The organism is Bradyrhizobium sp. FW305-F6 (assembly GCF_058782905.1).
In genome coordinates this window covers 295,583-320,212 of the sequence record NZ_JBYSYD010000002.1, presented here as the reverse complement: position 1 = coordinate 320,212, position 24,630 = coordinate 295,583, and the positions used below count along the sequence as shown (strand labels likewise).

The following is a 24,630-nucleotide window of genomic DNA, read 5'->3' as shown; positions in this document are numbered from 1 at the left end:
GAGTTCTGCCGGTCGCCCGCCCCTATGCCACGAGATCAAGCAGGCGGCATGAGCCGCGCACGAGCACCTTGCGTCCCGTGGGCGTCATTGCCGGCACGCCGTCATTGACCACAACGAGGCCGAGCTTAATGAGGCTTTCGATCAAGGGAGCCTTCGAGGGACGACAGGACGACGTCGGATTGCGAAGGGTGCGCAGAGCGTCCCATTGGTCCGGCGAAAGATCAAAGTCGACGTCGTTGCTCATTTTGCCTCAGGCGATCTTAAAGACGCGCCCCTGTTAGCGGCGCCGCATGAAGACCATGCGACGACAATGAGTCGGGAATTCGGTACGTCGTTGAGAATGAATCTTCACAAATTACTGCACCTCGTTGCGCCACAAGAGTTAAGATCGTTCACGCACGCATTGTCCCGATTTTCGATCACCAATTGATGATCTGTGTTTGATGGTGCAGTGCGACTACTGCGATGCATGGAAAGTATGGCTGTCCCATTCTGCGTCGCGATATGCACGGAAATGATGAGGTAAGAGGCTGCGGACTCTGGTACGTTGTCTTTGCGGGGAATGGCTTCACACGGCAGGAGTGGAGTGCATGAACAGGCTGGTTGAAATTCGTAGCCAGGAATTTTTGTGCCGCGAGCGAGCAGCGCTCGATTCGGAGCGTCGGCTGTTCTGGCTCGCCCAAGCCGAGGAATGGGAGCAGCGCGCCCTCGACGAAATCGCGTATCACTTTCGGGAGTGCAATCTCGCGCAGATCGAGCTGAACGCCGCCTGACGGCGGGGGCTATCGCTGTCTACTGATAAGTGGCGACGATGTCCGCCACAGCGCGCTCGAGCTGCTGCGCTGTGGCGCATTGGCGCACGACGCTGCAAAAGGTCGCGTAGCGCGGCATCTCTGAATCCCCGAAGCCCCAAGCCAGCCGCCCCTCCGGATTGAGCCAGACCAGCCGCTTCGAGCGCTCGGAGATGCGGCGCAAAATGTCGGCGCGTGGGTCGAGATTGTTGCTGCGGGCATCGCCGAGCACGATCACCGTGGTTTGCGGCGTCAGCGTGCTCATGAACTCCTTCTCAAAATCGACCAGCGAAGAGCCGTAGTCCGAGGAGCCGAAACCCACCTTGGACATGATCTCCGCCATCGCCTCCTCCGGAGACTTCGATTCCAGGACCTCGCTGACCTCGATCAGATGCGAGGAAAAGGCGAAGGAACGGACATCGTCGACGACCTCGTGCAGCGAATGGATCAGCAGCAGAAAGAAATCGGAGACCTGCGCAACGGAGCCCGAGACGTCGCAAAGCGCTACGATCTTCGGCCGGTCGCGATGCTTGCGCTTCCATGCGGTGAGAAAGGGCACGCCACCCCAGGCCGCGTTGCGGCGCAGCGTGCGGCGGACGTCGAGATGGCCGCGGCGCTGGCGCTTGCGCGGCTTGGAATAGCGCTCGCGCAGCCGGCGCGCGATCTGGCGGATGAGAGCGCGCATCTCGGCGACCTGGCGCCGCTCGATGCGGGCGAGCGGCGCATTGCGCAGGATCTCGTTGCGAAGGTTTTCGGCCTCCTCGCGCGCATAGAGCGCAAGCCCCTGGGAGACCGTGTCGCGTACGGCTTCTCGTAGCGCATCAAGTGCGGCGCGCAGGCGTTCGGCCAGCGCCGGGTTGGTTGCGGTCAGGTTCTCCAGATCGTCCCGCAGACGCTGGAGGCCCATGGCATCGAGGATGCGGCTGGAGAAGATGCCGCGCTGAGTGGAGTAGCGGATGTCGGACAGGGAGGCCGCCGCGGACGCGCTGGCGATCGCGGCAGCGATCGTATTGCGGTCCTGCGACAGCAGCATCTGCGCGAGCTGGCTTAAACCTTCGGGACGCTCGCCTTGGCCGGCATCGCCGGAGGAGGGCGACTGATCTGCGTCCTGCGCTGTGTCGTCGTTGTCAGCCTCGGGCTGGTCCTGCCGCGGCTCCGGCTGACTGAAGAAGAGGTCGAAGCAGTCGCCGAGAGCGAGCTTCTCGTCCTGCGACTTGGCGAGCGTCAGCAGCAGCGCGTCGCGCAGGACGGTGCGGTCGGAGATGCCGACCTGCGCGACCGCCCGCATCGCGTCGATGCTCTCGGCCGGCGAGACGTGAACGCCGGCGCCGCGCGCCGCCCGAAAGAAGCGATGGAGATCGTCGCGCATCGGCGTCAACCGAAGACGTTGGACCGGGCCGCCTTGGCAATGAAGGTCGTCACCTGCGGCGCCGCAGCCTCTATGTCTGTCTCGTATTTCAGGAGGACGTTGAGTGTGTCCTTGACGATCTCGGTATCGAGCTCGGACGCCTGGAGCAGCACCAGCACACGCGCCCAGTCGATGGTCTCGCTGACCGATGGCAGCTTCTTCAGGTCGAGCGAGCGGATCTCGTGGATGAAGCCGACCATCTGCCGGCGCAGCGTTTGGGAGATGCCGGGCACGCGGCTTTCGACGATGCGTTCCTCAAGGCGCTGCTCGGGGAAGCCGATATGCAGATGCAGGCAGCGGCGCTTCAAGGCGTCGCCGAGGTCGCGCTCGCTGTTGGAGGTGAGGATCACGGTCGGCGGCGTGATGGCCGAAACGGTTCCGAGCTCGGGGATCGTGACCTGGAAGTCGGAGAGGATCTCCAGCAGCAGGGATTCGAATTCCGCGTCGGACTTGTCGATCTCGTCGATCAAGAGCACGCAACCGCCCGGCTGCTCCAGCGCCTGGAGCAGGGGACGCGGCTCGACGAACTCCTTGGAGAAGAACACGTCGCCGAAATCGTGGAGCTGGTCGAGCGCGGCATGCAGCGTCTGCGCCCCGCCGAGGACTTCGCCGAGCTTGTCCTTCAGGATCTGCGTGTAGAGCAGCTGCTTGGCGTACTTCCACTCGTACAGCGCCTTGGCCTCGTCGAGGCCTTCATAGCATTGCAGGCGGATCATCTTCATGCCGCGCCAGGCCGCGATCGCCTTGGCGAGCTCCGTCTTGCCGACGCCCGCGGGGCCTTCGACCAGGATCGGCTTCTCGATCTGCTGCGACAGATAGACGGCGGTCGCGATCTGCCGGCTCGCGATGTAGCCCTGTGCCGCGAGGCCGCTCTCCACTGCCTCGATCGCGGTCGAGGCCTTCTGATCTGCCACGAATGGGCGCTCCCATAGATCTTGCCTGAGGCTCGTTCTGCCTGCGTTCCCGGCAAAGAACAAGCCTCGTTTGGAAGACTTCAGACCCGCGTGCACGGCGTTTTTCCGCTGAACGCAAATAGTTGAGCGCTTCGCCGGTCAGCTCGGTCAGTGCCGGAATGCATCCGGCTTGCGGATGGTCTGCCGGACCTCAGCGCCGCAATCGGCGCATTCGTAGACGAAGTCGATCTTGGCAAGACTCCAATGCGGCTCCACCTCGCGCACATACATCGGCAGGAAACCCATGCAGGTGGGGCAAATCACGGGCGCGACCTCGGCATCCTGATGATGCTGAACGTAAGCGGGCATCTCGGCTCTCCTTCGCAGGCGACCACCAACCCGCACGGACGCTACTGCCGGTTACCCCGGGAGCCCTCATCAACTCTTTCGAACGGAGGCGGAACGGCGGGCGTTTGTCGTTCGCTGTGACATTCTTGTTACGTCTTCTATACTGTAACGGGCGGACCAAATGCCTATTCCGCAGCCCGATCCGGTGTTTCGGACTTTCACCTCAACGATAAGGGAGCACACCCATGACGCACGCCATTCGCTTTCACAAGACCGGCGGGCCGGAAGTTCTGGTCTGGGAGGAGGTCAGCGTCGGCAAGCCGGGGCCCGGCGAAGCGCGCATCCGTCATACCGCGGTCGGCCTCAATTTCGTCGACATCTATAACCGTTCGGGCCTTTATCCGGCGCCGCTGCCCAGCGGGCTCGGCAGCGAGGCGGCCGGCGTGGTCGAGGAGATCGGGCCCGGCGTCACCGATCTGAAGCCGGGCGATCGTGTCGCCTACGGCGCCTCTCCGCTCGGGGCTTATTCGGAGGCGCGGCTGATCCCGGCTGACCGGCTATTGAAGTTGCCGGACGGCGTCGACGACAAGACCGCGGCGGCGATGATGCTGAAGGGGCTGACGACGCAGTACCTGATCCGGCAGACCTATCGGGTGAAGGCCGGCGACACCATCCTGCTCCATGCCGCAGCCGGCGGCGTCGGTCTCATTCTCAGCCAGTGGGCCAAGCATCTCGGCGCGACCGTGATCGGCACCGTCAGCAACGACGACAAGGCGAAGCTCGCCAAGGCGCATGGCTGCGATCACGTCATCATCTATACCCGCGAAGATTTCGTGAAGCGCGTCGACGAGATCACGGCCGGCAAGAAGGTCCCCGTGGTTTACGACTCCGTCGGCAAGGACACTTTCCTGAAATCGCTGGATTGCCTCGCGCCGCTCGGCGTCGCCGCACTGTTCGGCCAGTCCTCCGGCGCGGTGGAGCCGCTCAATCTCGGCCTATTGGCGCAGAAGGGCTCCCTTTACGTCACGCGGCCGACGCTGTTCACCTACGCCGCCAAGCGCGAAAATCTGGTTGCGATGGCGAACGAGCTGTTCGACGTCGTCAAGTCCGGTGCGGTCAAGATCGAGGTGCACCAGACCTACCCGCTGCAGGACGCCGCCAAGGCGCATGCCGATCTCGCAGCGCGCAAGACCACTGGGTCGACCGTTCTCCTGGTCTAACGTCCGGCGAGCAGTGACGCAGGCTTCAGCCTGCGTCACGTGCGTTCGTGCTTGCGCAGATCGCGGGCATGATCAAGCCGGATTGCCTGGAGGTCTGCATCCTCCGACGGGATTTCCGGCAGGGCGGCCTCGGTCAGGATGGTGTCGGTCACGTCCTCGACCGCATTTTCCACGATTTCGTGAATGAACGAGATATTCCGGTATTCGCCGGAGGCGATGCGCGAGATGACCTCGCGCCTTGTGATTTCAGGGTCGACGACCGCCTCGCGGCCCCGCCGACCGTAGTCGATCATCACGACGTAGTATTGCATGGAACGATCCTGCCGCGCCCCGTGATCGGAGACGCGGCAGAGTATTTCCGAAAATCGGAACTTTGTCAATCGCGATTTCCGTAAACCAGAAATATCGCCTGCGCGCTATCACTTGCCCTTCTTGCGGGGACGCGCCGATTTGGCGCGCAGCCGCTCGAGTTGCCCCTTGGGCATGGACAGGCAGATCTCCCCGACCCAATCAAGCTTGACGCCGACGATCGGCTTGGCATTGAAGCTGGTGAGGTTGACGACGGACGGACTTTTCCCCCGTTCGATGGTCTTCAAATAGCGCTCGCCGGTCTTGAGCCGCACCACCGCCTCTTCGCCGTAGAAGCTCGACAGCGGATGGCGCTGGTCCTTGTAGACCACGATCACGTCGCCGCTCTCGTATTTTGGCAGCATCGAATCGCCTACGATCTCGAATGCGACCGTCTCCTCCATGATCGGGAAGGGCAAGGCGATGTCGCCGAGACCTTCCGGGGGAACCTGCTCATAGTCCGGCTCGATCACCGCGCCGGCACCGACCCGGCCCATGATCGGCGCGAGATTGAGCTCGAGATATTCCATGATCGGAATGATCTCCGAGGCCTTTACCAGCCGCTCGCCGCCGAGAATCTCCGAGACCGCGCCGGGGCGCACGCCCATGGCCGCCGCCAGGCCGCCCTTGCTCTTGCCGGTCTTCTCCAGACCCCGCTCGATCATTGCTACGTCCAACATTGATGATTCCCTCGATTGCGCACCGTCACGCCTCTTGTAATCCGAAATTCGGAATTGATGCAATTATGAATATCAGAATTATGGCTTGACTCAGCATTCGGAATAACGGAATGTGCGTTCGTCGCTCGACCGCCCCAAGGTCGGAGGCGCATCACAGGACAGCAGCATGGAACCGGGCCATTGGCCGTCGGAGCACTCCGACGCGCTTCGCGACTATTTTCGCAAGGGCATGTCATACGCGGAGATCGGAAGACAGATAAACGCAAGGTTTGGAACGGCTTACACGCGCAGCGCCGTTATCGGCCGCGCCAAGAGGCTGGGGCTCGTGATACCCGAATGGATCACGAGCCCGGCGGTCGCTCCATTTTTGCCGGGCGAACCCATCCCGCTTTCGCGGCGAAGGGCGACGTTGCCGAACCTCAATCTGCCGCCTAGGTCCGCAATGAAGCCCGCCGCACGGGCGACATTGCGCTGTGTCGGCATCCAACCGCGCCTGATCCAACTCGTCGAGCTCGAGCCCGCCGACTGCCGCTATCCCTATGGCGGCGACAGGGACGAGGAGGACATCGCCTTCTGCGGCCACCCGCGCCAGCCGGGCTCCAGCTATTGCGCGCCGCACGACCGCCTGACACGGCGTTGCGGGGCTACGTCCGGTCGTGTCGCAGGCCCGGTGGTGCTGAAGCTGGTCTCGGCCACCTGAAAGCCGGCTATCCGTTCAATCCTCAATCTTGCAAAGGAGCATCCGAGTGGCTCGTGCCCGACGCAACAAGTCCTATAAACTAACGCAGATCTACGATCGGCGGTCGCGGGAGTTGCCGTTCAACGCCGAGGTGAGGGAGGTGGAGGTCGACAATCCTCTGGCGCTCGATTCAGGCGAGAAGATTCTGGCCATCCGGTCCGTCCGCTGCGATCCGCTCGGCCGGCTTCACGCGCATCACCAGATCGACGAGGCGCAATACCGCGGCGGGCGCGCCTTCCAGAGTGATTGGGAGCGGGCGGAGCGGGGTCCCCAGGCGGTTGATACGACCCGTGAATATGTCGATGGCACCGGCACGCGCGAGCCGGTGACCGAGAGCCAGCGTCAGGCGGTGCTGCGGCTCAACCGGGTCGAGCGTGAGCTCGGCGCCGACGGTGCCGCGCTGGTGCACGACGTGCTGGTGCTGGGTCTGACCATGGATCAGGTCGGGCAGCGTCGTGCCGTCCGCACGCAACGCTGGAACGATTACTTCGCGCGGCGTTTCCGCGAATGCCTGGATCGGCTGGCACTCGTCTATGGCTTCGCGACGGAGCCGGGAGCATCACGTCGGGACCGGCGTAGATGATTGCGGCGTGCCGGCGGTCTCTGCCGCCGGCATCCTCCGCCTGTTGCTTACGGATGAGGGACGATCCGGTACGGCGTGCTGTAGGGTTCGACGCGGAGCGAGGCATTGGCCAGAAGCCCGATCTTGGCCGTCGGCGCCTGCTGTAATTCGCCGTTCGGGCCGCGATGGACGTTGTATTGCCAGACGGTGAGATCTCCCTTCTGCGACAGCGCTCGCGCGACGGCGCTCGCATCATTGCCTCCGAGTGCCTGAAGCTCCTCGTGCGACAATCCGACGATGATCTCATCCTTGATGGTGACGATCTTGAACAGGTTCATCTTGGTCTCCTGCGCCCAGGCGCCTGGTATCGAGAGGGTGAGAAGCGCGACTGCGGCGCCCTTGATGAGATCGCAGCGAGAAAGCATGTCGTCGTCCTTTGGTGCTGAGGCGCGTCCGAAATCGAAGAGTTTCCAGCCATGGCGCCCAAATCTGCGTGGCCGTGCCGCAACGGCTTGGTCGTTCGATCGTGGACGATGGTTCAGCGGTCGCTTCCGGATCGACGGATTTTGCCGCGCATCATGCAGCACCCGCGACGGGGCTCAACAATTACGTGTATATTGCCCAAGGATCGCCAATCCATGCCGCCAATGTGCATTCACATCGGAAACATGGCGAAACACTGTGTCGATCGAGAGCGTTCAGGAGCCGTGTGGGCGAATGATGCCGCTTCTTGACGCAGGTGGGTGACGGCGCTCGATATTCCTGTTATCCGGAATCGCCGTGGCAGGATGCAGGTCGAGCATCGCTACATCCCACGGTTGGGCTTGTCGGAAGGGTTGTTCCTTGTCATAGTTGCAACCAAATGGAGCTGTGGTTTGGATGTGGTAAGCATGCAACCCGGCGGCCCTGGCCGAGAGTTCGTCGCGATAGGTTTCGCTTGCGGCGTTCGGTTCTGAGTGACGAAGGCCAATGCTTGTCATAGGTGCGAGATGAAGAACCTCGATTTCGCGGCTGAGCTACATCTGAAGCTCGGCGTGCCTGCAAGCAGCACTGTCGAAAGCCTGCGCCTGCTCCGTGCCTTCCTGAAGCTTGCGCCTCGACAGCGTTACGAAGTGATCAAGCTGGTCGAAGACCTCGCCACCGAAGAAGCTCTTCCGGAGCGCCCCCTGTCCTGAGTCCGGCAGCGTACCGGGCCTGATGCCCTCTATATCTCTTGGCAGCCCCTCCGCCGCGCTCACCTGACGCTGGCCGCTGGATGGCGGTACTGCAAGTGTGCTACTCAGGCAGGAAATGGGAGGAATGCGACATGATCGAACCGAAGATCGAAGTTCCGGCGGAACTGCGCGACTTGGCCGAGAAGACCATCGACCAGGCTGAGAAGGCATTTGGCATGTTCTTTGACGCCGCCACCAAGTCGATGTCGTCCGTTCCCGGCGCGGGGGCCGAGGTGTCGAAGCAGGCGCTGGCTTTCACAGAACAGAACATGAAGACTGCCTTCGAGCATGCGCGCAAACTGGTGCATGCCACCGACATCCAGGAAGCGATGCGAATCCAGTCTGATTTTCTGCGCAGTCAGTTCACGAGCGCTGGAGATCACATGCGTCAGATGACCGGCAGTCTCATGCAGCCGGGCAAGGGCAAGTCCTGATTCAGGGCCAGTTGCCCATAAATTGAACTTGCGCGGCGTGCAGATCCGAACTTCGATGCTTGCGCAGATCCATGATGGGCCACCGAATGAGTTCATTCGCCGTCCGTCATCTCTTCTGCTGATCCCTGTCGGTCCTCCGGCAGGGATTTGCATTTGTGCCAGGTGATGGACGCCGCGCCGGCTTTAAATCATTGCTTGAGCATGTTCTTTCGGAAAACCGCTAAACACGTTTCCGGATCACGCCTTGGATCAGCGCAGCGATGCGATATAGGCGGCGATGTCGCCGGCTTCGGTCCGGCTCAGCGGAAAATTGGGCATCTTTGGATGCGGATCGAGCAGGAAGTACGCAAGCCTCTCCGGACTGAAATCGGGCTTGCGTGCCACCGAGGCAAAGGAGGGGACGTCGGCGCTCGCCTGGGTCTGGCCGTTTCCAACGACATGGCAGCTTGCGCACCAGCGCTTGGCAAGGTCGGCCCCGTGATCGGCATCGGCGCCGAGAGCTGCCGACGAGCCGAAACCGGAGATCAGGCCGAGCAGCAGGAAAATCCGTTTCACATGCCGGAGCATCAGGCAATCTTTCTGCATTTGGCTTGTGGCCGCGCTCATCCGCAGCAGGATCCTGGGAACTGCGAGAGATCGATGCGGGCGACGATGGAGCGTAGCAGCCTGCGGGTCAAAAAATAGAGATGCCGGATGAATGCCGGCACTCTCGCCGCGGGCAGCCCCTTCGGAACAAGGCTTTTGGTATCAAGACTTCCGGTATAGTGCGACACGTGTCTCTCCGACGCCATGTGGTTTTCTACCGTGCCGCGTGGAAGCGGCCTTGATCTGCCGCAAGGCCTCCCGGCTAATAGTCGCCCGGGTTGATGATCATTGGGCTCTCCAGATCCGCCGGCGCGAGCGCGCTGCCGCTGTCGCGCAGGATGCGGTCGAACATCTTCTCACGATGAGGCCAATCAGCGTCAGCGCCCCTGGAAACTGAGGTCGCACTCCGCCCCGCCCGAGGAGCGTCACGGAGGATGGCCGCAGGAAGAAGCTGTCAGGAAGTGAATTCCTGCCGAAGGCTAGACACAGTTCGCCCGACCGCGTTCAGGGCAGAGCCGGAACGCGCTCGACAGTGTGAAGATGAAGCGTGGGCTGCGACGCTCGTTGTCAGGCGCCCGGTAGCTCAGGGGGACGGCGACGCCGAAATCGGCATGGATGTCGTCCGGCAGGAAGAAGCGCACGCCGGCTCCAGCCGACGTCAGCGACAGTCCGTCGCTCAGGCGGAAACCGTGGTTCCAGGCGGCGCCGGCGTCGCCGAAGGCATAGAGCTGATAGCCGGTCCAGTAGCGGAAATTAAGCTTCTGGTCGAAGCGCAGCTCGAGCGAGCCGGCGAGGCCGTTGTCGCCGCTGATCTCGGCCGCGCCATAGCCACGGCCAAAGGCCGCGCCGCCAAGATAGAATTGTTGCGAGGTGAACAGCGGGCGCGAGGCCGTCTGGCTCGCCGCAGCGAGCTTGAGCGACCAAACATTGTTGAGTGTCTGATAGCGCGTGAACCAAAAGTTTAGCACCGAGAAGTTCGAGGAGGCGCCGTCGCGCGACAAAAGATCGTCCTCGAAATGCGAGGCGCCAAAGATGTCCAGGCCCTGACGGTAAGTCAGGGTCGCAAAATTGGTACCGCCAAAGGGATCCTGCAGCCGGTAGTCGGCGGTCAGGCTCGCCGTCCTGATGTGGTCGTTGTACCAGGGCCCGTAAAGGTCATGCTCGGACACATTGCTGAAGGTCGTCGCGGCGGTCAGCGTGAGCGTGGACGATTGCGACTGCAGCGGGACGACGCTGGCACGCAGCTCGAACGCCTCGGTCGTGGTGATGTCGCTGTCGAGCCGGCGCATATCGCCCGGCCGAACCGCGCTGTACAGCATGGAAGCGCCGAGGCGGACACCGTCGACGCCGACGGGCGCATCGTACGACAGGCGTGCGAAGCCGAGCTGGCGGGGGTCGTTGGCAATGGTCGACAGGTTGACCGCCAATGTATCGCCGGGCGTGAGGTATGAGTTGAACGCGCCGGTGGCGTAGGTCTGCCATGGACCGACCGACGAGGATCCGAGATTGTCGAGGCCGAACGCGGAGAAAACGTGCCACGTTTTCAGATAGATGGTCAGGCGGAAGCGGCCCGTCGTACCGCCGATCTCCTCCAGCGCCGTGTCGGTGATCCGGACGCCCGGCCTGCCATTGATCAGGAAGAGCTGGCGTTCGAGCGTTGCTAGTCGCGAAGGCTGTTCGGCCAGAACCGGCGCCAGCATCGGCCTTATGCCGAACTGCTCGGCTCCGTCGCCCTTCAGTTCTGCCTGCACGATGGCGCCTTCGAGAACCTGAATTCGGACCCGGCCGTTGGCGATGTCCTGCGGTGGCACGATGGCGCGGCTCAGATGAATGCCGGCCTCGCGGTAGAGGTCGCTGATGGCGCCTGCGATCGTGGCCAAATCCGCCTGCGAGACTTTCCGGCCGAGATAGGGCTGGTAGACCGCCGCGATGCGATCGGGGGAAATGGCATGGGCGCCGCTGACGGTGACGCCGCGCAGCACGAATTGCGGCTTGGTATCACCACCCGTCGAGGACCGTCCGACGCTGGGCAACCGGACCGGCGGTCGGTCGAGCGTTTCCTGCTCGGTTTGGTTATCGAAATATTTCTCGGGCTGGCGCGGATCAAATCCCGGCTGGTTCGCCTGCTGCGCGATTACCGTTGGAATTGCCGCGAAAATTGCTGCCAGCGTTCCCAATACGGTAAGGAGATGCCGTTTCTTACCGCGTGCAGCTACTCTATCTCCGTAATTCAACGAAGGATTTGTCACGGGGCGGTAAGGGTTCGTTAGCCGCATGAGTTTTCATAGTTTTTTATGGTCAACGATTGGTTAATCAGGCTGCTCCGCTTGCCGCTTTCCGATAATCCTATCTTGAGTGCTTTCGGATACCCCTCAAGCTTGGCTGTAACGCGGGCTGAGGATCATCATGTTCGGCAAAGTTGGAATGCGGCGCGCTCTGGCGGCGGCGCTGATCCTGGGAACGGCCTCCACTGCGTTCGCGGCGGACGACGGGGTGTGGTCCGTCAGCAAATCCTCGGGCGAGGTCTGGCTGGCAACGAGCGGCGCCCAGCAGGTGTCGCTGACGTCAGAAGGAACGCTGAAACCCGGCGATACCATTCGCACCGGTCGCAACGGGCGCGTACTCCTCGTCCGCGGCGACGAAACGATACTGATCTCTCCCAATTCGGTGGTGGGCCTGCCGGCCGAGAAGAAGGACGGCCTTTCGACCACCATCATCCAGCAGGCGGGTTCGATCCTGCTCGAGGTCGAGAGGCGCAACGTCAAGCATTTCGAGGTCGAGACGCCCTATCTGGCCGCCGTGGTCAAGGGCACGCAGTTCAGCGTCATGGTCGGTGCCGGTAGCACCAAGGTCGGCGTGCTCCGCGGCCAGGTCGAAGTCTCCGATTTCAAGACGGGGCAGATCGCGCAAGTGATGCCCGGACAGGCGGCCACCGTGTTCGAACACGGCAAGCCCGGTCTCAGCCTGAGCGGTGCGGGGACGCTCAATCCGATCGAGCAGGGCAAGCCCCGCGCGCCCACGATCGAGCGTGTCCCTGTGCCGAAATCGGGCCTGTCGGCGCCGCGCCATGCCGGCAATGGCCATGCCATCCATGCGCTCGGCCCGACCGACAAGGGAAGCAAGGAGGCCGGCGAACCCAAGGCATCGGGGCAGGCGGCGGCAGGGCATGCCCCCAAGGCGGGAGTCGTGCGTATTTCGGTCGCGCTGGGGGAGGTCAAGCTGAACGTCCACAAGGCGACGCGCGGCCTGGCGCATGGCGGCGTTCCGCCAGGGCAGGCACGTAACGCGAATGCCAGGGGTGACGGTCAGACGGTCTGGAACGATGGCAAGACGAGCCCGGCCGCATCCAACGGGGCGGCAAGCAGCGGTGCCGCCAGCGCGAACGTCACGATCGCCGCAACGACAGCCGGCGCGTCCAGCGATGCCCCGCGAGCCAACAACGGAAACGCCGGCGGCAACGGTAATTCGGGTGGCAACAACGGCAACAACGGCAATAGCGGCAATAACGGCAATAACGGCAATAACGGCAACAGCGGTAACAATGGTAACGGCGGCAACAACGGCCACGGTAACAGCAGCCATGCCGACAACGGCGCCACCGGCAATGGCAGAGGCAACAACGGCAACGGCCACGGAAATGGCGGCGGCAATGGCAGCAATGGGCACGGCAGACGCTGAACTCTAGGTCGACGCGTCCGTCGGGGCGGGCGTGGGGGAGGATCGAGTGAGACGCTATCGGCCGCATATTCTTGTTGTAATCGCGCTTGCGATCGTCCTGTCCACGGGCTGGCACGCCGCGCTTCGCAATGCGCTCACCGACCTTCGATTCAAGTGGCAATCGCGTGAGGCCACCGGCGACATCGTTGTGGTCGGCATCGATGCGCCCTCGATCGACCAGATCGGGGTTTGGCCGTGGCCGCGGCGCCTCCATGCGGAAATGCTGCAAAGGCTGGAAGCGGCAGGCGCGCAGGACGTTGCCTTCGATGTCGACTTCAGCACGCCCTCGGACCCAGTCTCCGACGAGGCCTTCGCCAATGCGCTGCGGGACGCCGGCGGCTCGACGATCCTGCCATCCTTCAAGCAGCCGACTGCGAAGGGCCGTCCGGCCCACGTCAACCGCCCGCTGAAATCGTTCGCCAACCAGTCCTGGCCGGCCGTCGTCAATGTCGCGATCGAATTCGACGGGCTGGTTCGCCGCTATCCGGTCGGCGAGAAGCTCGGCGACGCCTTCATGCCGTCGATGGCCGTCGTGCTGGCGGGGCAGGACGCCAATCGGCGACCGCCCTTTCTGATCGATTTCAGTATTCGTACATCCTCCATTCCCGTCGTTTCCTTTGTCGATGTGCTGCAAGGCGATGGCGCCACGCTCGACAAGCTGAGAGGCAAGAGGGTCATCATTGGGGCCGCGGCGCTCGAGCTTGGTGACCGTTTCAGCGTTCCGAACGGCAGGATCGTCTCGGGGCCAGTCCTCCAGGCACTCGCCGCTGAATCGATCCTTCAGAACCGGATGCTGCGCTGGACCTCCGACGTCGGCATGGTGCTCGGGCTCGGCGCGATCTGCCTGCTGATGATGTATTCGTGGCGCCGCGTCGCACCTGGACTTCGCGTCGCAGTCCTGATCTCAGCCGGGGCGGCGGTCGAACTGGCCGCCCTCCTCGTGCAGGCAAGGTGGCCCCTGGTCATCGACACGTCGCTATTCCACATCGCGATCGTCGCTTACCTGACGGCAATTGCGCTCGATGAGATCGACTTCCGCAGCCTGCTCGGGCGCATCGCCGAGAGCCGCTTTCATCGCATCGCGATGTCGCTGGGCGACGGGCTGGTCTGCACCGACCAGGATCACCGCATCACAGTCTGGAATCCCGGCGCGAGCGCGATCTTCGGCTACATGCCGGCCGAGATCATCGGTCGCCCGTTCGAGACGCTGTGCGCACCGCGGCCGGACGGCGCTGCAAGGCCGTCCATGCACGACGCCGCGCGCGAGGCGCTTCTGCTGCAAGGCGGCGCGGTGGTCGTCGAGTTCGAAGGCCGGCGCAAGAACGGGGAAACCTTTCCGGTCGAGGCGAGCTTCTCGGGCTGGCAGGGAACGGACGGCTTTCAGTATGGAGCCATACTGCGCGATATTTCGGTGCGCAAACGTGAAGCCGAACGCATCAGGTATCTGGCAGAACACGACGCGCTAACCGGCCTTGCAAACCGGAACATGCTGCATGTCGTTCTCACAGACCTGATCGCCGCGGCGAAGCAGCAATCTTCGGGCGTTGCCCTGTTGGTGCTCGGGCTCGACGGCTTCCAGGAGATCAACGACATGCTCGGGCACTCGGCCGGCGACCTCGTGCTGCGTGCGGTCGCCGAGCGGCTGCGGAACGAAGTCGATGGCAAGGCGATCGTCGCCCGGCTCGGCGGCGACGAATTCGCCATCGCGATCGATTGCGCGGAACCCGCCGAGCCGGTCGCGGCAATGACCGAGCGAATCGCGCGCGCGTTCGAGACCCCGCTCACAGCCGGCACGCGCCAGCACCGTGTCAACATCAGCGTCGGCGTCGCCGTCTATCCTGACGGCGGAAGCAACGCCGATGATCTCCTGAGCAACGGCCATCTCGCGTTGACGAAGGCCAAGGCGACCAGGCGCGGGGGCCACGTCGTATTCGAAGCCGCGATCCGGCAGGAACTCGAGAACCGGCTGACGCTGGAGGGCGAACTGGCGGTTGCCGCCGATCGCAACGAATTCGAGCTGTTCTACCAGCCGCAGGTTCGCCTGATCGACGGCAGCCTGGTCGGCGCCGAAGCGCTCATCCGCTGGCGGCATCCGGTGCGCGGCTACGTCTCGCCGGCGGAATTCATGCCTGTCGTCAACACTTCGGCGCTCTCGGAGCGTATTGGGAACTGGGTGATGGAGGCCGCCTGCCGCCAGGCGCGAGCCTGGGAATTGTCCGGCAACGATGTCCGTGTCGCGATCAACCTCTCACCCTCGCAGCTCCAGTCCGGAGATCTCGCGCATTCCGTTGCAGCATTGCTCGAAACGACCGGGCTGACGCCGTCGCTGCTCGAGATCGAAGTCACCGAAGACATCCTGCTGCATGACGAACGCCGCGTGCTCGAGATGTTCAAGCGGATTCAGGAACTCGGCGTCCGGATCCTGTTCGATGATTTCGGCACCGGTTATGCGAGCCTGAGCTATCTGAAAAAATTCCCGCTCGACGGCCTGAAGATCGACCGGTCGTTCGTCTTCGGTCTTCTGTCGAATTCCGACGATGCCGCCATCGTCGGCTCGACCATCGGCCTCAGCAAGCAGCTCGGTCTCACCGTCGTGGCCGAAGGCATCGAGAACCGTGCAACGGCCGACTTCCTGGTCAGCATGGGATGCGAGGAAGGGCAGGGCTATTTCTTTGGCCGTCCAATGCCCGCCGAGGCATTCGAGAAACAATTCCTGGCGAATGAACTCCAGACTGTCAGCGCCGCCTGAGCGAGCGGCGTTCGCTCCTATCGCCGGCGCGCGACCGCTACGCCGAAGAGGAAGGCGACGAAGAGACTGGCCAGCGGTGCTTCGCGCGTGATCGCGGACACCGTTGCGAGCGCCCCGCCGGGCTTGCGCGATTCCTCCACGGCGGAGGTGAGGCGGTCGACGGCCGCGTGCACGCCTCCGGCGACTTCACCGATGGTGCGGGAGACGTCCGCGGCCGCATCAATGGCACGCTCGGCCATGCCGGGCTGGGACGAGGGTTGCGGTATCTCCGTGCTCAAGGACGCGACCTCCTGGCGTGATGATCGAAGCTGGCACCTCTGGCTATCCGCGCGCGCTCGTTCTGAACGGCGAGTCTGGTAACCTTTGGCTATCCGCGACAGGCGCCGTGGTTGACGGCGGAAGCCGGCCTTGGATCAGCAATTCAGCGCACGGGATTTTGTTCCGGATGATATGCCGGCCCCTGTGCGTTCACCGGGAAACGACGGGTGCGAATCTCTGTTAGGCTGGGGTGGCCTTGCTGATGTCAGGAGACAGCCGTGACCGACCGGATTATGACGGATCGAGCCCGGCGCATCGCCTTGCTCGGCGCGCCCATCGACATGGGGGCCTCGCAGCGCGGCACCTTGATGGGCCCTGCGGCGCTGCGCACCGCGGGCCTGGCAACACTGCTCGAAAGCCTCGACTTCGAGGTCGTCGACCACGGCGACCTGTCCGCCGCCGAGGTGCGGGATCTCACCGACAGGCCACCTGAGAACGCCAATCATTACCGCGAAATCCAGCGCTGGACGCGCTCGCTGAGTCGCAAAGGCTATGAGATCGCAACCACCGGCGCGCTGCCGATCTTCCTCGGCGGCGATCACACGCTGTCGATGGGGTCGGTCAATGCGATGGCGCGGCACTGGCAGGAGCGCGGCCGCGACCTGTTCGTGCTGTGGCTTGACGCCCATGCCGATTACAACACGCCGGAGACCACGATTACCGCGAACATGCACGGCATGTCAGCCGCATTCCTGTGCGGCGAGCCCGGGCTCGACGGTCTCTTGGGCGAGGATCCGCGCGCTTCGATCGGGCCGGACAGGCTGGACCTGTTCGGCGCGCGTTCGATCGACAAGCTCGAAAAGGAGCTGATGCGCGCGCGCCGGATCAGGATCGTCGACATGCGCCAGATCGACGAGTTCGGCGTCGCCGTCTTGATCCGCCGCGTGATCGAGCGCGTCAAGGCGAGCAATGGCGTGCTGCATGTCAGCTTCGACGTCGATTTCCTCGACCCCAGCGTGGCGCCGGGCGTCGGCACCACGGTGCCGGGTGGCGCCACCTATCGCGAGGCGCACCTGATCATGGAGCTGTTGCACGATTCCGGCGTGGTCGGGTCGGTCGACATCGTCGAGCTGAATCCATTCCTGGACGAACGCGGTCGAACCGCGCGTACTGCCGTCGAACTGATCGGCAGCCTGTTCGGCCAGCAGATCACCGACCGTCCGACGCCGAGCAATGCCATCGCGCCGGGTGAGTGAAGCGTTGGCAAGAGGCCTTGGCGAGAGGACGAGGCCGGAGCCTTGGCGGCCTCGCGCCGAGATCGGGCACGCTCCTTGGGGGCGCGGGCCTTCGTCCGGCGTTCGGCCTGCAGACGCACAGCGCATGATCCTCGAATGACCGCTTCGCGCTCTCCCCCTGGTGGTTCAATTCAAAGGGCCGCAGTCCAGCAGCTTGATCCTCCCGTCGGCGTCGAAGGCTAACAGCGCGCTGACGACGCCAGTACTGGTGACGTAAGAGATAACGGTCCCATTATGCGAGGGACGGAGGTCGTCCAGGATCCCGGCCGGGTATCTTTGCAGGCGATCGACCCAATAGGCGCGAAGTGCCTCACGGCCGGTGATGGTTTGGGCGCCGGAGCAGCCGCAATGGACCACGGCGTCTTCGGCATAAAGTTCCATGATCGTTTCGAGATCACCCGCGCGGTAGGCGTCGAGCCAGTCAACGGCAACGGCCATCGGGTCAAACGATATATTTGTCACTGCGGCTGTCCAACTGATCCAGGTATGGGAACCAAATCGATTGGATTTATTTTAGTATCCCACCCGGCCACGGCCATATGCCGAAGGACATAGAGGACCGGGCCGAGGCAAAGTCGATGTTGGACGCGTCCGCCAGGCAAGGGCTTCTCAAACCCATCCGGCTTGTGATCGTTGATCGGCAACCGATCGTTCTGCAGGGATTGAAGTCGGTACTCGGATCTCAGCAGGATTTCGACGTTGTCGCATCGTCCAGCGACGGCGCGAGCTGCCTCGAAGCCATCCGAAATTTCACGCCAGATCTGGCACTCATTGGCGACACCCGGCCGGATCTGACGGCATCCGACATCCTGAGGATTGCGAAAACGGAGCAGCTGTCCACGCGGGTGGTGTTCTTTACCGAGTCCGACGTCGACGACAATCTGACTGCCGCGATTGCTGCCGGCGCCTGCAGTACAATCTCGAAATATGCCGCTCCCGCCACTATGCTGCAATCGTTGAGGCTGATGACGACGAGCGGCGTGTTGCTGCAGCAGCGCGATCTCTTGCCCATCGGCAGCGAATCCGAGGTCGAGAAGGTCGGGAAGCTGCTGACCCTGCTGACACAGCGGGAACGCGAGATTGCCCTGCTCGTGTCGGAGGGAAAATCCAACAAGGAGATCGCGCGCGAGCTGAACGTTTCCCACGGGACCGTCAAAGTCCACCTCTACAATATTTTCCAGAAGCTCGAGATAACCAACCGGACCGTGCTTGCGACCCTCGCGTTGCTGCAACGCACCTCGGGCGTTGGTGTGCTTGCTCTGGCCTTTCTGGCGTTCGCACTTGCGGACGACCTCGAGGCCTCGGAAGCGAACGACGCCCGGCCGGACGACAACCAGATCGGCCGGGCGGACGAGCGCGCCACATATGAGGTTTGGAAGAAAGCCATTCTCCAGCACGTCATTCTTTCGCAATCTGCCAGAACGCCTGTTCAGTCAGAGAAGAATCCCTTTGCAAATGCCAGCCAGGCGGCGAACATGGTGACGCCCATGGAAGCGTCGCGCGCAGCCCAGCAATTCATGGGCTCACAGCCCTGGAAAGACTTCGGATCCAGCGCGCCCAGTCTTCCCGTGGTCTCGCTGAGAGGAATGAACGACGCTCCGCTTGGTGATGAGCCGGCTACTAAGCATCAATTGCCGCAATTCGCTTCCGGTCCCATGTCGAGCTCCGGGGGATATGGCACTTTCGCCGCTGTCGCGGGTGCGCTGATCTACGCGCTGCAAGATACCGATCCTGCCCAGGCACATGGGCGGGGTCCGGGATCGAAAGATCTCCTCACGGCCCTCGGTGAGAAGGCGGCTGCAACACTCGCCACGACCGCCCATGTCGGCGATGATCACGCCGGCAACTCAGCGGCGGAATTTCTTTCCCGCGATTTGAGCCTGCGTTCCGTTTCGGTGACCTCTGCAAACGACGTGGCGCGAGAAGACGCTCGGGGCCAAACGAGCCCGGATCACGATGCCGGTCCGGCAGGATTTAGCCACGACCGACTGATCGGTGGGAATGTCGAACACGTCGTTGGCCATTTCCCGATTGATACGAAGCCGGGCTCGTCGGACCCGGTCCTGGATTTCGCATCTGGTCCTGGCAGGCTCAATCTTGCGGCTTTCGGAGGCCTGGCTTGGCTGCATCTCACAGCAGGAGCCAAGTCCATCCCGCCGCATACCCTCGCCTGGGTCTACGATTCCGCGCGCAACGAAACGATCGTCTATGTGAATCCGACCGACCGCACGCTCGATATCGGCGATCGCCGCGTGATGGAGATCCATCTGCAGGGGATTGTGTCCGTTGCGGAGTCCGACGTCGTTGAGGCAAAAAGTGTCGCTGTCGCGGCGACCCTGGAGCAGCTCGAACAGGCGCTGGCACCGGCGACTTCAGATGATGAAACCGGTTCGAACGCGGACAATGTCCGTGACGGCGATAGCTCGCTTGGGGCGGCTGGAATTTGGGGCGCCTGGACCGACGACGGATCAAGCTTCCACTTTGCACAAGTTCGGACCGGCTTCGGGACGCTGGCAAAGTCCAACGCCGTCACGCGAGATTCGGATGCCACGGGCGAGAGTGTCGCCGCGTCGGGTGTCACGTCGCCATCATCATCATCATCATCATCATCATCATCATCATCAGCGCCTGGCCATAACGCGACGGCTCCGGCCAGCGAAGGCCTTGCCAAAAGCAAGCCCAATCATGCGGACACCGGCGCTCCCGCGACAAAGCAGATGGACCAACCGGGTCCAGCTACGGCCGACAGTGGCGGGCCCGGTAACTCTGAGAACGCTTCGGAGCAAGGGGCCGCGCACGCGGCGAACGCGCCGGGCCAAACGCGCGATGGCGGCAGCAATGGCAAGGGCGCCGAACACAAGGCTTCCGACACGGCAAAAGCGCCAGCAGCAGAGAAGACCTCGGGACCCAAGACGGTCGAGAAAAGCAGTGCGGGACACGACCGACACCCACACTCCGCAATTGCCTCGGAAGCCGACGAAATGGCCCAGCCGGGCGTCGCGACGGGCGAAGGCCCAGGCCGTGGCCACTCGCAGCACGCATCGGAACCCGGTTCTGCAAAGGGATCGGCGAGCGAAGCGAAGTCCACACCGGATAGTGGCCTCGGCAAAGACAAGGGGCACCACGCCTCGGCTTCGGACGACTCGCTAGGGCATGTGAAGGCGGCAAAAGTCGCCGAGCATAAACCCTCGGCGCAGTCATCTTCCGAGGTCGAGGGGGCCGGCGGCAAAAGTCACGGCAACTCCGAGCACGGCGCGGAGCCGGGGCCTCCGAAACCGGGTGCTGAGCGGATTGAAAAAGATACCGGCGTCGGCAATGGCGAAGAACGTCATGCTTCGGCTTCGGAGCCGGGGAAAGCGCAGAAGATCGCAGAACCGGCAGATCCAAAGCACGGCGCGCCAGAGGACTCAGTTTTCGTAAACGGACCAGAACAGCCCAAGCCGGCCGGACGAAGCGCTGAAGCCGGCGGTCATGCTGGAGACGGGACCTCGCAAGAGGTTGCGCGGTCGGGCGCTGCCGGATCGCAGCCCGCGCAGCCGATCAAAGCTGCGCTCAAGATGGGCGGTGCCGATCGCGACCTGGTCTTCCGCTTCGACGGCAAGGCAGTTCCTTCCACGGAGGTCCCGGGTGTCGAGTTGAAAGAGCCCGGTCACCCGCAGGCTTCGTGCAGCCCGCAAGATCAACTCGGTGCAATTGTCGAAACGGGGCCCAATGCCCCGGGCGAACACGGGGCCCATCACGGCACCAATGCTGAGCATCACGGATCTGTGCCGCATGATTGGCTGATTTGATACGCGCGGCCTCATGACAAAAAACGCGATCGCGTAGCACGGTGCTGCTGGCCAGCCAGTCTGACGGAGCCCGGAACCAATGGGGGCGGCTTCGAATTAACCTGAGTTAGAACGACGGATCCCTTGATGACGCATTCCTTCCATAGCTCTGTCTCCACCGCTCTCCGCCATCCCGGCGTGATCGCCCTGATCGTGGCGGCTGTGACGATTGCGGCAATGCTGATCGTCGACCACGGACCGTGGAGCCGCGCCAAGACCCAGCCTGCTCATGTTGCGATGTACGCAACTACGGGAGAAGCGGCGCGGGCCGCCGGCGCCGAGGTGCTGCCAACCGAGCCGAAATCGCCGATCGAGCCGAAGCGGCCGAAGACGTCTCCGACCGTCAATCCTGTGACGCCTTAGCTCATCGACTCCTGCTTCTCAGCTCTTGCGACCGTAGTTGAGCAGTCCGCCGCTCGTCTTCGGCGGATGAGCGCGCAAGGCTTCCTCGTTCGGCTCGGTGCCCCAGCCCGGCCGGTCCGGAATCAGAAGATGGCCGTTCTCGATTTCCGGCTCATGCGTGAAAAGCTCACGGTCCCAGGCCAGACGATCGATATCGATCTCCATGATGCGCAGGTTCGGCACAGCGGCGCAAAAATGCGCGTTCATCATCGAGCAGAGATGGCCGTAGAAATTGTGCGGAGCAACGTTGACCTCGAAGGCTTCCGCCGCGGCCGCGATCTTCATCGACTGCCAGACGCCGTTCCAGGGCGTGTCGATGATCGCGACGTCCATGGCCTGGGCGTGGAAATAGGGCAGGAATTCGCGCAAAGAGAGCAGCGTCTCGCAGGACGAGATCGGGTGCGGGCTTTGCTTGCGGATATAGCCGAGCGCTTCCGGATTGAAGCTGTCGATCTCGACCCAGAACATGTCGATATCGGCGATGGTGCGCAGGATCTTCAGATAGCCTTCGGTCTTTGCGTTAAAGTTGCAGTCGAGCAAGATGTCGACGTCGGGGCCGGCACCGTCGCGGATTGCTTCCAGGTGCATGTGCAGGTCGCGCAGGATCTTGCGGTCGACGTTGATCTCGGGCGCGAAGGGTGAGCCGAAGCCGGGGCGCCAGCCGGTCGGCTTGCCGTCATCATAGGAAAAGATGTTGGTCTTGAGCGCGGTGAACTTCTTCTCGCGCACCTCGCGTCCCATGGCCTTGACACCGTCAAGGCTTTCGATCGCCGGCTTGTACCAGGATGGGTGATTGATGCGCCACGTGGCGCAATGCGACCAGTAAACCCTGACGCGATCGCGGATCTTGCCGCCGAGCAGCTCGTAGCAGGGGATGCCGAGAGATTTCGCCTTGGCATCGAGCAGTGCGTTCTCGATCGCACCGAGGGCTTGCGCCACCACGCCACCCGCCGCCGGACGCGTCGCCGCGAACAATTCCGCGAAGATGCGCTCGTGCTGAAAGACGTTCTGCCCGACAACGCGTGCAGACAGCCGCTGAATCGCGGCGCCAACGCCCGGCGAACCGAAACCCTCGTCGAATTCGCTCCAGCCGACGATGCCGTCCTCGGTCGTCAGCTTGACGAAGTGATAGTTTCTCCAGCCGGCGTCGCAGGCAAGGATCTCGAGGCTTGTAGCTCTTGATGATGTGGCCATGTCGCTCCCTGTCGCCCGCCCGGGCGTTTCTTGTTGCCCGATCTCAGGCCGGGCCCGGACCGCATTGTTAAGCCAAGCGCGGGCGGGCGGGAAGGGCGTAACGATGCAACGCGGGAGCGCGTCCGCAGCAGTGCTTGCGTCAGCCGACTATGGAAGAACCCAGCAGAGCGAGGACGGCCAGCGCCATCAACGCCGTGCCAAGCCAGCCCAGCGCGATCAGCCAGGAGCGGGCCCTGAAGCGGCCCATGATCGTGCGGCTCGAGACGATCAGCATCATCATCGCCATGATCGGGACGGCGACGATGCCGTTGAGCACCGCACTCCACACCAGCATGTGGATCGAATCGATACCGGTAAAGCCGAGGCCGAATCCGATGAGGGTTGCCGCGGCGATGATGGTGTAGAAGCCGGCCGCTTCGTCCGGCTTGGCTTCCAGCGTGGCGTGCCAGCCGAAGATCTCCGCAACGCCATAGGCGGCCGACCCTGCCAGCACCGGGATGGCGAGCAGGCCCGTGCCGATGATGCCGGTCGCGAACAGGGCGAAGGTGAAATCGCCGGCGAGCGGCCGTAGCGCTTCGGCCGCTTCCGTCGCCGAATTGATCTTGGTGACGCCGTTGGCGTGCAGGACCGTGGCGGTGGTCAGGATGATGAAGAAGGCGATACCGTTGGAGAGCAGCATGCCGGAGATGGTGTCAGTCTTGATGCGGCCGAGCTCGTGCTGGCCGCCGCGCTTGAGGTCGCGGAGCGGCTTGTCGCGTTTGCCCTGGTTCATCTCCTCGACCTCCTGCGAGGCCTGCCAGAAGAACAGGTAGGGGCTGATCGTGGTGCCGAGCACGGCGACCACCATCAGGAGATAGTCGCCGCTGACGTTCGGCGTCGGCCACACCGCGGCGAGCAGCGCCGTGCTCCAGGGAATCTGCACCGTGAAGGCGGTCGCGACATAGGCGAACAGCGCGAGTGTGAGGAATTTCAGCAACGGAGAATAGCGGCGATAAGGCAGGAACACCTGGAGCAGGGCCGAGCCGGCCGCGAAGATCAGGGCGTGCTCGTGGTTGAGACCGCCAATGACGAGCGAGAGCGCCTCGGCCATCGCGGCGATGTCGGCGGCGATGTTGAAGGTGTTCGCGGCAACCAGCATCGCGACCAGCGCCAGCACCGCCCATCGCGGCGCGATCTGCATGACGTTGGCGGCGATGCCCTTGCCGGTGACCCGCCCGATCTGCGCGCTGACGAGCTGGATCGCGATCATGAAAGGCGTGGTCAAAAACACGGTCCACAGCAGGCCGAACCCGAATTGCGCGCCGGCCTGCGAATAGGTGGCGATCCCCGACGGATCGTCGTCGGCAGCTCCAGTGACGAGGCCTGGCCCCAACCGTTGCAGCAGCGTCGGCGCGGACTTCGTCTCGGTAAGGGCGCCTTCGCGCATGAAGCGGGCCTCGAATGAGGTGAGCATTTTAGCAAATACGAGTCGGGGAACATAAGTTCCACTGCCGGCACCCCACCGGCAAGTTCGATGCTCAACCGCCTCAAAGCGGCCAAAGCAGGAAGATCGCTATCATCCCGTGGTTGATATGGTCACCTCGCCGCGAGGCCTGCAGGTGCGCGGGACGAAAGCGGCTACTTGATGCTGACGAACATACCCCAGGCGGCGGCCAGCGCCGCGCCGGTGAAGAGGACCACCGGGTTGTCGCAGAACGTGCCGCCATAGCTGCACACGCTCGCTCCGAATTGGCCGAGCTCATGACGGCTCGCGGAATAGAACAGTCCCGACAGCACCAGCAATGCAGCGGCGACGTAGTACATGGGAGGTCTCTCCGGCTTGCCCCCGTCCAGGCGACATGTCTCAGCATGGTGCGAACAGTTTTCGTTTCGCCGAATCCACTCTGCGGCATTTAAGGTAAAGTTGACCCGCCCGGTAAAACACCTGCAGGATGACGCCCTTGACCAGGTCGGGATCGCGATG

The 24,630-nt window shown here is 63.1% G+C and carries 25 protein-coding genes; 11 read left to right on the top strand and 14 right to left on the bottom strand.

Features of this window, described 5'->3' with window-relative positions:
- Positions 1-22: 22 nt before the first annotated feature.
- Positions 23-244: a hypothetical protein gene (locus tag AC3WLX_RS12755; RefSeq protein ID WP_291629573.1), complete on the bottom strand. Its 222-nt coding sequence runs from the start codon at positions 242-244 to the stop codon at positions 23-25.
- Between the two features lie 346 nt (positions 245-590).
- On the opposite strand from AC3WLX_RS12755, the gene AC3WLX_RS12750 reads away from it, so the two are divergent.
- Positions 591-773, top strand: a complete 183-nt coding sequence (locus AC3WLX_RS12750) for a hypothetical protein (protein WP_291629575.1) — start codon at positions 591-593, stop codon at positions 771-773.
- 19 nt (positions 774-792) lie between these two features.
- On the opposite strand, the gene AC3WLX_RS12745 is transcribed toward AC3WLX_RS12750, so the two are convergent.
- The 3 genes from AC3WLX_RS12745 to AC3WLX_RS12735 all read right to left on the bottom strand — a co-directional run bounded on the left by AC3WLX_RS12745 (position 793) and on the right by AC3WLX_RS12735 (position 3,461).
- The gene (locus AC3WLX_RS12745; RefSeq protein WP_492336187.1) at positions 793-2,160 is read right to left on the bottom strand and encodes a vWA domain-containing protein; all 1,368 of its coding nucleotides are present in this window, start codon (positions 2,158-2,160) and stop codon (positions 793-795) included.
- Positions 2,161-2,165: 5 nt separating this feature from the next.
- On the bottom strand, positions 2,166-3,113 hold the full coding sequence (locus tag AC3WLX_RS12740) for an AAA family ATPase (RefSeq protein ID WP_492336186.1): 948 nt from the start codon (positions 3,111-3,113) through the stop codon (positions 2,166-2,168).
- A 147-nt stretch (positions 3,114-3,260) separates the two neighbouring features.
- Complete coding sequence (locus AC3WLX_RS12735) at positions 3,261-3,461, bottom strand: hypothetical protein (protein ID WP_291631357.1); 201 nt, start codon at positions 3,459-3,461, stop codon at positions 3,261-3,263.
- A 224-nt stretch (positions 3,462-3,685) separates the two neighbouring features.
- Here AC3WLX_RS12735 and AC3WLX_RS12730 point away from each other — a divergent pair, with 224 nt between their 5' ends.
- A complete protein-coding gene (locus AC3WLX_RS12730; RefSeq protein WP_291631359.1) occupies positions 3,686-4,660 on the top strand; it encodes a quinone oxidoreductase family protein in 975 nt (324 codons plus the stop codon).
- A 35-nt stretch (positions 4,661-4,695) separates the two neighbouring features.
- Here AC3WLX_RS12730 and AC3WLX_RS12725 read toward each other — a convergent pair whose 3' ends face one another.
- Entirely contained in the window at positions 4,696-4,971 is a 276-nt protein-coding gene (locus AC3WLX_RS12725; protein WP_291631360.1) for a hypothetical protein, read from the bottom strand.
- A 108-nt stretch (positions 4,972-5,079) separates the two neighbouring features.
- Positions 5,080-5,688: a S24 family peptidase gene (locus AC3WLX_RS12720; protein ID WP_018644790.1), complete on the bottom strand. Its 609-nt coding sequence runs from the start codon at positions 5,686-5,688 to the stop codon at positions 5,080-5,082.
- 166 nt (positions 5,689-5,854) lie between these two features.
- On the opposite strand from AC3WLX_RS12720, the gene AC3WLX_RS12715 reads away from it, so the two are divergent.
- Together AC3WLX_RS12715 and AC3WLX_RS12710 are read left to right on the top strand one after the other, a co-directional pair.
- Positions 5,855-6,388: a GcrA family cell cycle regulator gene (locus AC3WLX_RS12715; RefSeq protein ID WP_492336185.1), complete on the top strand. Its 534-nt coding sequence runs from the start codon at positions 5,855-5,857 to the stop codon at positions 6,386-6,388.
- A gap of 46 nt (positions 6,389-6,434) precedes the next feature.
- Positions 6,435-7,010, top strand: a complete 576-nt coding sequence (locus tag AC3WLX_RS12710; protein WP_492336184.1) for a hypothetical protein — start codon at positions 6,435-6,437, stop codon at positions 7,008-7,010.
- Between the two features lie 47 nt (positions 7,011-7,057).
- Here AC3WLX_RS12710 and AC3WLX_RS12705 read toward each other — a convergent pair whose 3' ends face one another.
- Positions 7,058-7,414, bottom strand: a complete 357-nt coding sequence (locus AC3WLX_RS12705; RefSeq protein ID WP_492336183.1) for a hypothetical protein — start codon at positions 7,412-7,414, stop codon at positions 7,058-7,060.
- 564 nt (positions 7,415-7,978) lie between these two features.
- On the opposite strand from AC3WLX_RS12705, the gene AC3WLX_RS12700 reads away from it, so the two are divergent.
- Together AC3WLX_RS12700 and AC3WLX_RS12695 are read left to right on the top strand one after the other, a co-directional pair.
- Positions 7,979-8,164, top strand: coding sequence for a hypothetical protein (locus tag AC3WLX_RS12700; RefSeq protein WP_492336182.1), 186 nt, complete (start codon positions 7,979-7,981; stop codon positions 8,162-8,164).
- Positions 8,165-8,295: 131 nt separating this feature from the next.
- Positions 8,296-8,637 (top strand): phasin, encoded by a 342-nt coding sequence (locus AC3WLX_RS12695; RefSeq protein WP_291629316.1) that lies wholly within the window; start codon positions 8,296-8,298, stop codon positions 8,635-8,637.
- A 249-nt stretch (positions 8,638-8,886) separates the two neighbouring features.
- Here the strand turns inward: AC3WLX_RS12695 and AC3WLX_RS12690 are convergent, their stop codons facing one another.
- Both AC3WLX_RS12690 and AC3WLX_RS12685 read right to left on the bottom strand, forming a co-directional pair.
- Complete coding sequence (locus tag AC3WLX_RS12690) at positions 8,887-9,204, bottom strand: c-type cytochrome (RefSeq protein WP_492336181.1); 318 nt, start codon at positions 9,202-9,204, stop codon at positions 8,887-8,889.
- 497 nt (positions 9,205-9,701) lie between these two features.
- On the bottom strand, positions 9,702-11,498 hold the full coding sequence (locus tag AC3WLX_RS12685; protein WP_291629314.1) for a ShlB/FhaC/HecB family hemolysin secretion/activation protein: 1,797 nt from the start codon (positions 11,496-11,498) through the stop codon (positions 9,702-9,704).
- Positions 11,499-11,628: 130 nt separating this feature from the next.
- Here AC3WLX_RS12685 and AC3WLX_RS12680 point away from each other — a divergent pair, with 130 nt between their 5' ends.
- Together AC3WLX_RS12680 and AC3WLX_RS12675 are read left to right on the top strand one after the other, a co-directional pair.
- Positions 11,629-12,900, top strand: a complete 1,272-nt coding sequence (locus AC3WLX_RS12680; protein WP_492336180.1) for a FecR family protein — start codon at positions 11,629-11,631, stop codon at positions 12,898-12,900.
- Positions 12,901-12,946: 46 nt separating this feature from the next.
- Positions 12,947-15,688, top strand: coding sequence for an EAL domain-containing protein (locus AC3WLX_RS12675; protein ID WP_492336179.1), 2,742 nt, complete (start codon positions 12,947-12,949; stop codon positions 15,686-15,688).
- A 17-nt stretch (positions 15,689-15,705) separates the two neighbouring features.
- Here the strand turns inward: AC3WLX_RS12675 and AC3WLX_RS12670 are convergent, their stop codons facing one another.
- Complete coding sequence (locus AC3WLX_RS12670) at positions 15,706-15,966, bottom strand: hypothetical protein (protein ID WP_291626201.1); 261 nt, start codon at positions 15,964-15,966, stop codon at positions 15,706-15,708.
- A 258-nt stretch (positions 15,967-16,224) separates the two neighbouring features.
- Between AC3WLX_RS12670 and rocF the strand changes: the two genes are divergently transcribed.
- Positions 16,225-17,202, top strand: a complete 978-nt coding sequence (gene rocF / locus AC3WLX_RS12665; RefSeq protein ID WP_492336178.1) for an arginase — start codon at positions 16,225-16,227, stop codon at positions 17,200-17,202.
- Between the two features lie 165 nt (positions 17,203-17,367).
- Here the strand turns inward: rocF and AC3WLX_RS12660 are convergent, their stop codons facing one another.
- A complete protein-coding gene (locus AC3WLX_RS12660; RefSeq protein WP_492336177.1) occupies positions 17,368-17,679 on the bottom strand; it encodes a nuclear transport factor 2 family protein in 312 nt (103 codons plus the stop codon).
- Between the two features lie 140 nt (positions 17,680-17,819).
- On the opposite strand from AC3WLX_RS12660, the gene AC3WLX_RS12655 reads away from it, so the two are divergent.
- Together AC3WLX_RS12655 and AC3WLX_RS12650 are read left to right on the top strand one after the other, a co-directional pair.
- Positions 17,820-21,032 carry a LuxR C-terminal-related transcriptional regulator gene (locus AC3WLX_RS12655; RefSeq protein WP_492336176.1) on the top strand — a complete coding sequence of 1,071 codons (3,213 nt, stop codon included), beginning with the start codon at positions 17,820-17,822 and terminating at the stop codon, positions 21,030-21,032.
- Between the two features lie 126 nt (positions 21,033-21,158).
- Positions 21,159-21,434, top strand: coding sequence for a hypothetical protein (locus AC3WLX_RS12650; RefSeq protein WP_291626208.1), 276 nt, complete (start codon positions 21,159-21,161; stop codon positions 21,432-21,434).
- An 18-nt stretch (positions 21,435-21,452) separates the two neighbouring features.
- Here the strand turns inward: AC3WLX_RS12650 and AC3WLX_RS12645 are convergent, their stop codons facing one another.
- From AC3WLX_RS12645 to AC3WLX_RS12635, 3 genes are all read right to left on the bottom strand, one after another.
- Positions 21,453-22,667 (bottom strand): mandelate racemase/muconate lactonizing enzyme family protein, encoded by a 1,215-nt coding sequence (locus AC3WLX_RS12645; RefSeq protein ID WP_492336175.1) that lies wholly within the window; start codon positions 22,665-22,667, stop codon positions 21,453-21,455.
- A gap of 139 nt (positions 22,668-22,806) precedes the next feature.
- A complete protein-coding gene (locus AC3WLX_RS12640) occupies positions 22,807-24,093 on the bottom strand; it encodes an NRAMP family divalent metal transporter (RefSeq protein ID WP_492337274.1) in 1,287 nt (428 codons plus the stop codon).
- Between the two features lie 191 nt (positions 24,094-24,284).
- Positions 24,285-24,470 (bottom strand): hypothetical protein, encoded by a 186-nt coding sequence (locus AC3WLX_RS12635; protein WP_291618117.1) that lies wholly within the window; start codon positions 24,468-24,470, stop codon positions 24,285-24,287.
- Between the last annotated feature and the right edge of the window lie 160 nt (positions 24,471-24,630).

Excerpts from the sequence above, each read along its gene's own strand:
- AC3WLX_RS12705 (WP_492336183.1), bottom strand. The coding sequence starts at position 7,414 with ATGCTTTCTCGCTGCGATCTCATCAAGGGCGCCGCAGTCGCGCTTCTC.
- AC3WLX_RS12735 (WP_291631357.1), bottom strand. The coding sequence starts at position 3,461 with ATGCCCGCTTACGTTCAGCATCATCAGGATGCCGAGGTCGCGCCCGTG.
- AC3WLX_RS12650 (WP_291626208.1), top strand. The coding sequence starts at position 21,159 with ATGACGCATTCCTTCCATAGCTCTGTCTCCACCGCTCTCCGCCATCCC.
- AC3WLX_RS12645 (WP_492336175.1), bottom strand. The coding sequence starts at position 22,667 with ATGGCCACATCATCAAGAGCTACAAGCCTCGAGATCCTTGCCTGCGAC.
- AC3WLX_RS12635 (WP_291618117.1), bottom strand. The coding sequence starts at position 24,470 with ATGTACTACGTCGCCGCTGCATTGCTGGTGCTGTCGGGACTGTTCTAT.
- AC3WLX_RS12640 (WP_492337274.1), bottom strand. The coding sequence starts at position 24,093 with ATGCGCGAAGGCGCCCTTACCGAGACGAAGTCCGCGCCGACGCTGCTG.
- AC3WLX_RS12680 (WP_492336180.1), top strand. The coding sequence starts at position 11,629 with ATGTTCGGCAAAGTTGGAATGCGGCGCGCTCTGGCGGCGGCGCTGATC.
- AC3WLX_RS12730 (WP_291631359.1), top strand. The coding sequence starts at position 3,686 with ATGACGCACGCCATTCGCTTTCACAAGACCGGCGGGCCGGAAGTTCTG.
- AC3WLX_RS12685 (WP_291629314.1), bottom strand. The coding sequence starts at position 11,498 with ATGCGGCTAACGAACCCTTACCGCCCCGTGACAAATCCTTCGTTGAAT.
- AC3WLX_RS12715 (WP_492336185.1), top strand. The coding sequence starts at position 5,855 with ATGGAACCGGGCCATTGGCCGTCGGAGCACTCCGACGCGCTTCGCGAC.
- AC3WLX_RS12755 (WP_291629573.1), bottom strand. The coding sequence starts at position 244 with ATGAGCAACGACGTCGACTTTGATCTTTCGCCGGACCAATGGGACGCT.
- AC3WLX_RS12690 (WP_492336181.1), bottom strand. The coding sequence starts at position 9,204 with ATGCTCCGGCATGTGAAACGGATTTTCCTGCTGCTCGGCCTGATCTCC.
- AC3WLX_RS12660 (WP_492336177.1), bottom strand. The coding sequence starts at position 17,679 with ATGGCCGTTGCCGTTGACTGGCTCGACGCCTACCGCGCGGGTGATCTC.
- AC3WLX_RS12695 (WP_291629316.1), top strand. The coding sequence starts at position 8,296 with ATGATCGAACCGAAGATCGAAGTTCCGGCGGAACTGCGCGACTTGGCC.
- AC3WLX_RS12700 (WP_492336182.1), top strand. The coding sequence starts at position 7,979 with ATGAAGAACCTCGATTTCGCGGCTGAGCTACATCTGAAGCTCGGCGTG.
- AC3WLX_RS12655 (WP_492336176.1), top strand. The coding sequence starts at position 17,820 with ATGTTGGACGCGTCCGCCAGGCAAGGGCTTCTCAAACCCATCCGGCTT.
- AC3WLX_RS12725 (WP_291631360.1), bottom strand. The coding sequence starts at position 4,971 with ATGCAATACTACGTCGTGATGATCGACTACGGTCGGCGGGGCCGCGAG.
- AC3WLX_RS12750 (WP_291629575.1), top strand. The coding sequence starts at position 591 with ATGAACAGGCTGGTTGAAATTCGTAGCCAGGAATTTTTGTGCCGCGAG.
- AC3WLX_RS12720 (WP_018644790.1), bottom strand. The coding sequence starts at position 5,688 with ATGTTGGACGTAGCAATGATCGAGCGGGGTCTGGAGAAGACCGGCAAG.
- AC3WLX_RS12745 (WP_492336187.1), bottom strand. The coding sequence starts at position 2,160 with ATGCGCGACGATCTCCATCGCTTCTTTCGGGCGGCGCGCGGCGCCGGC.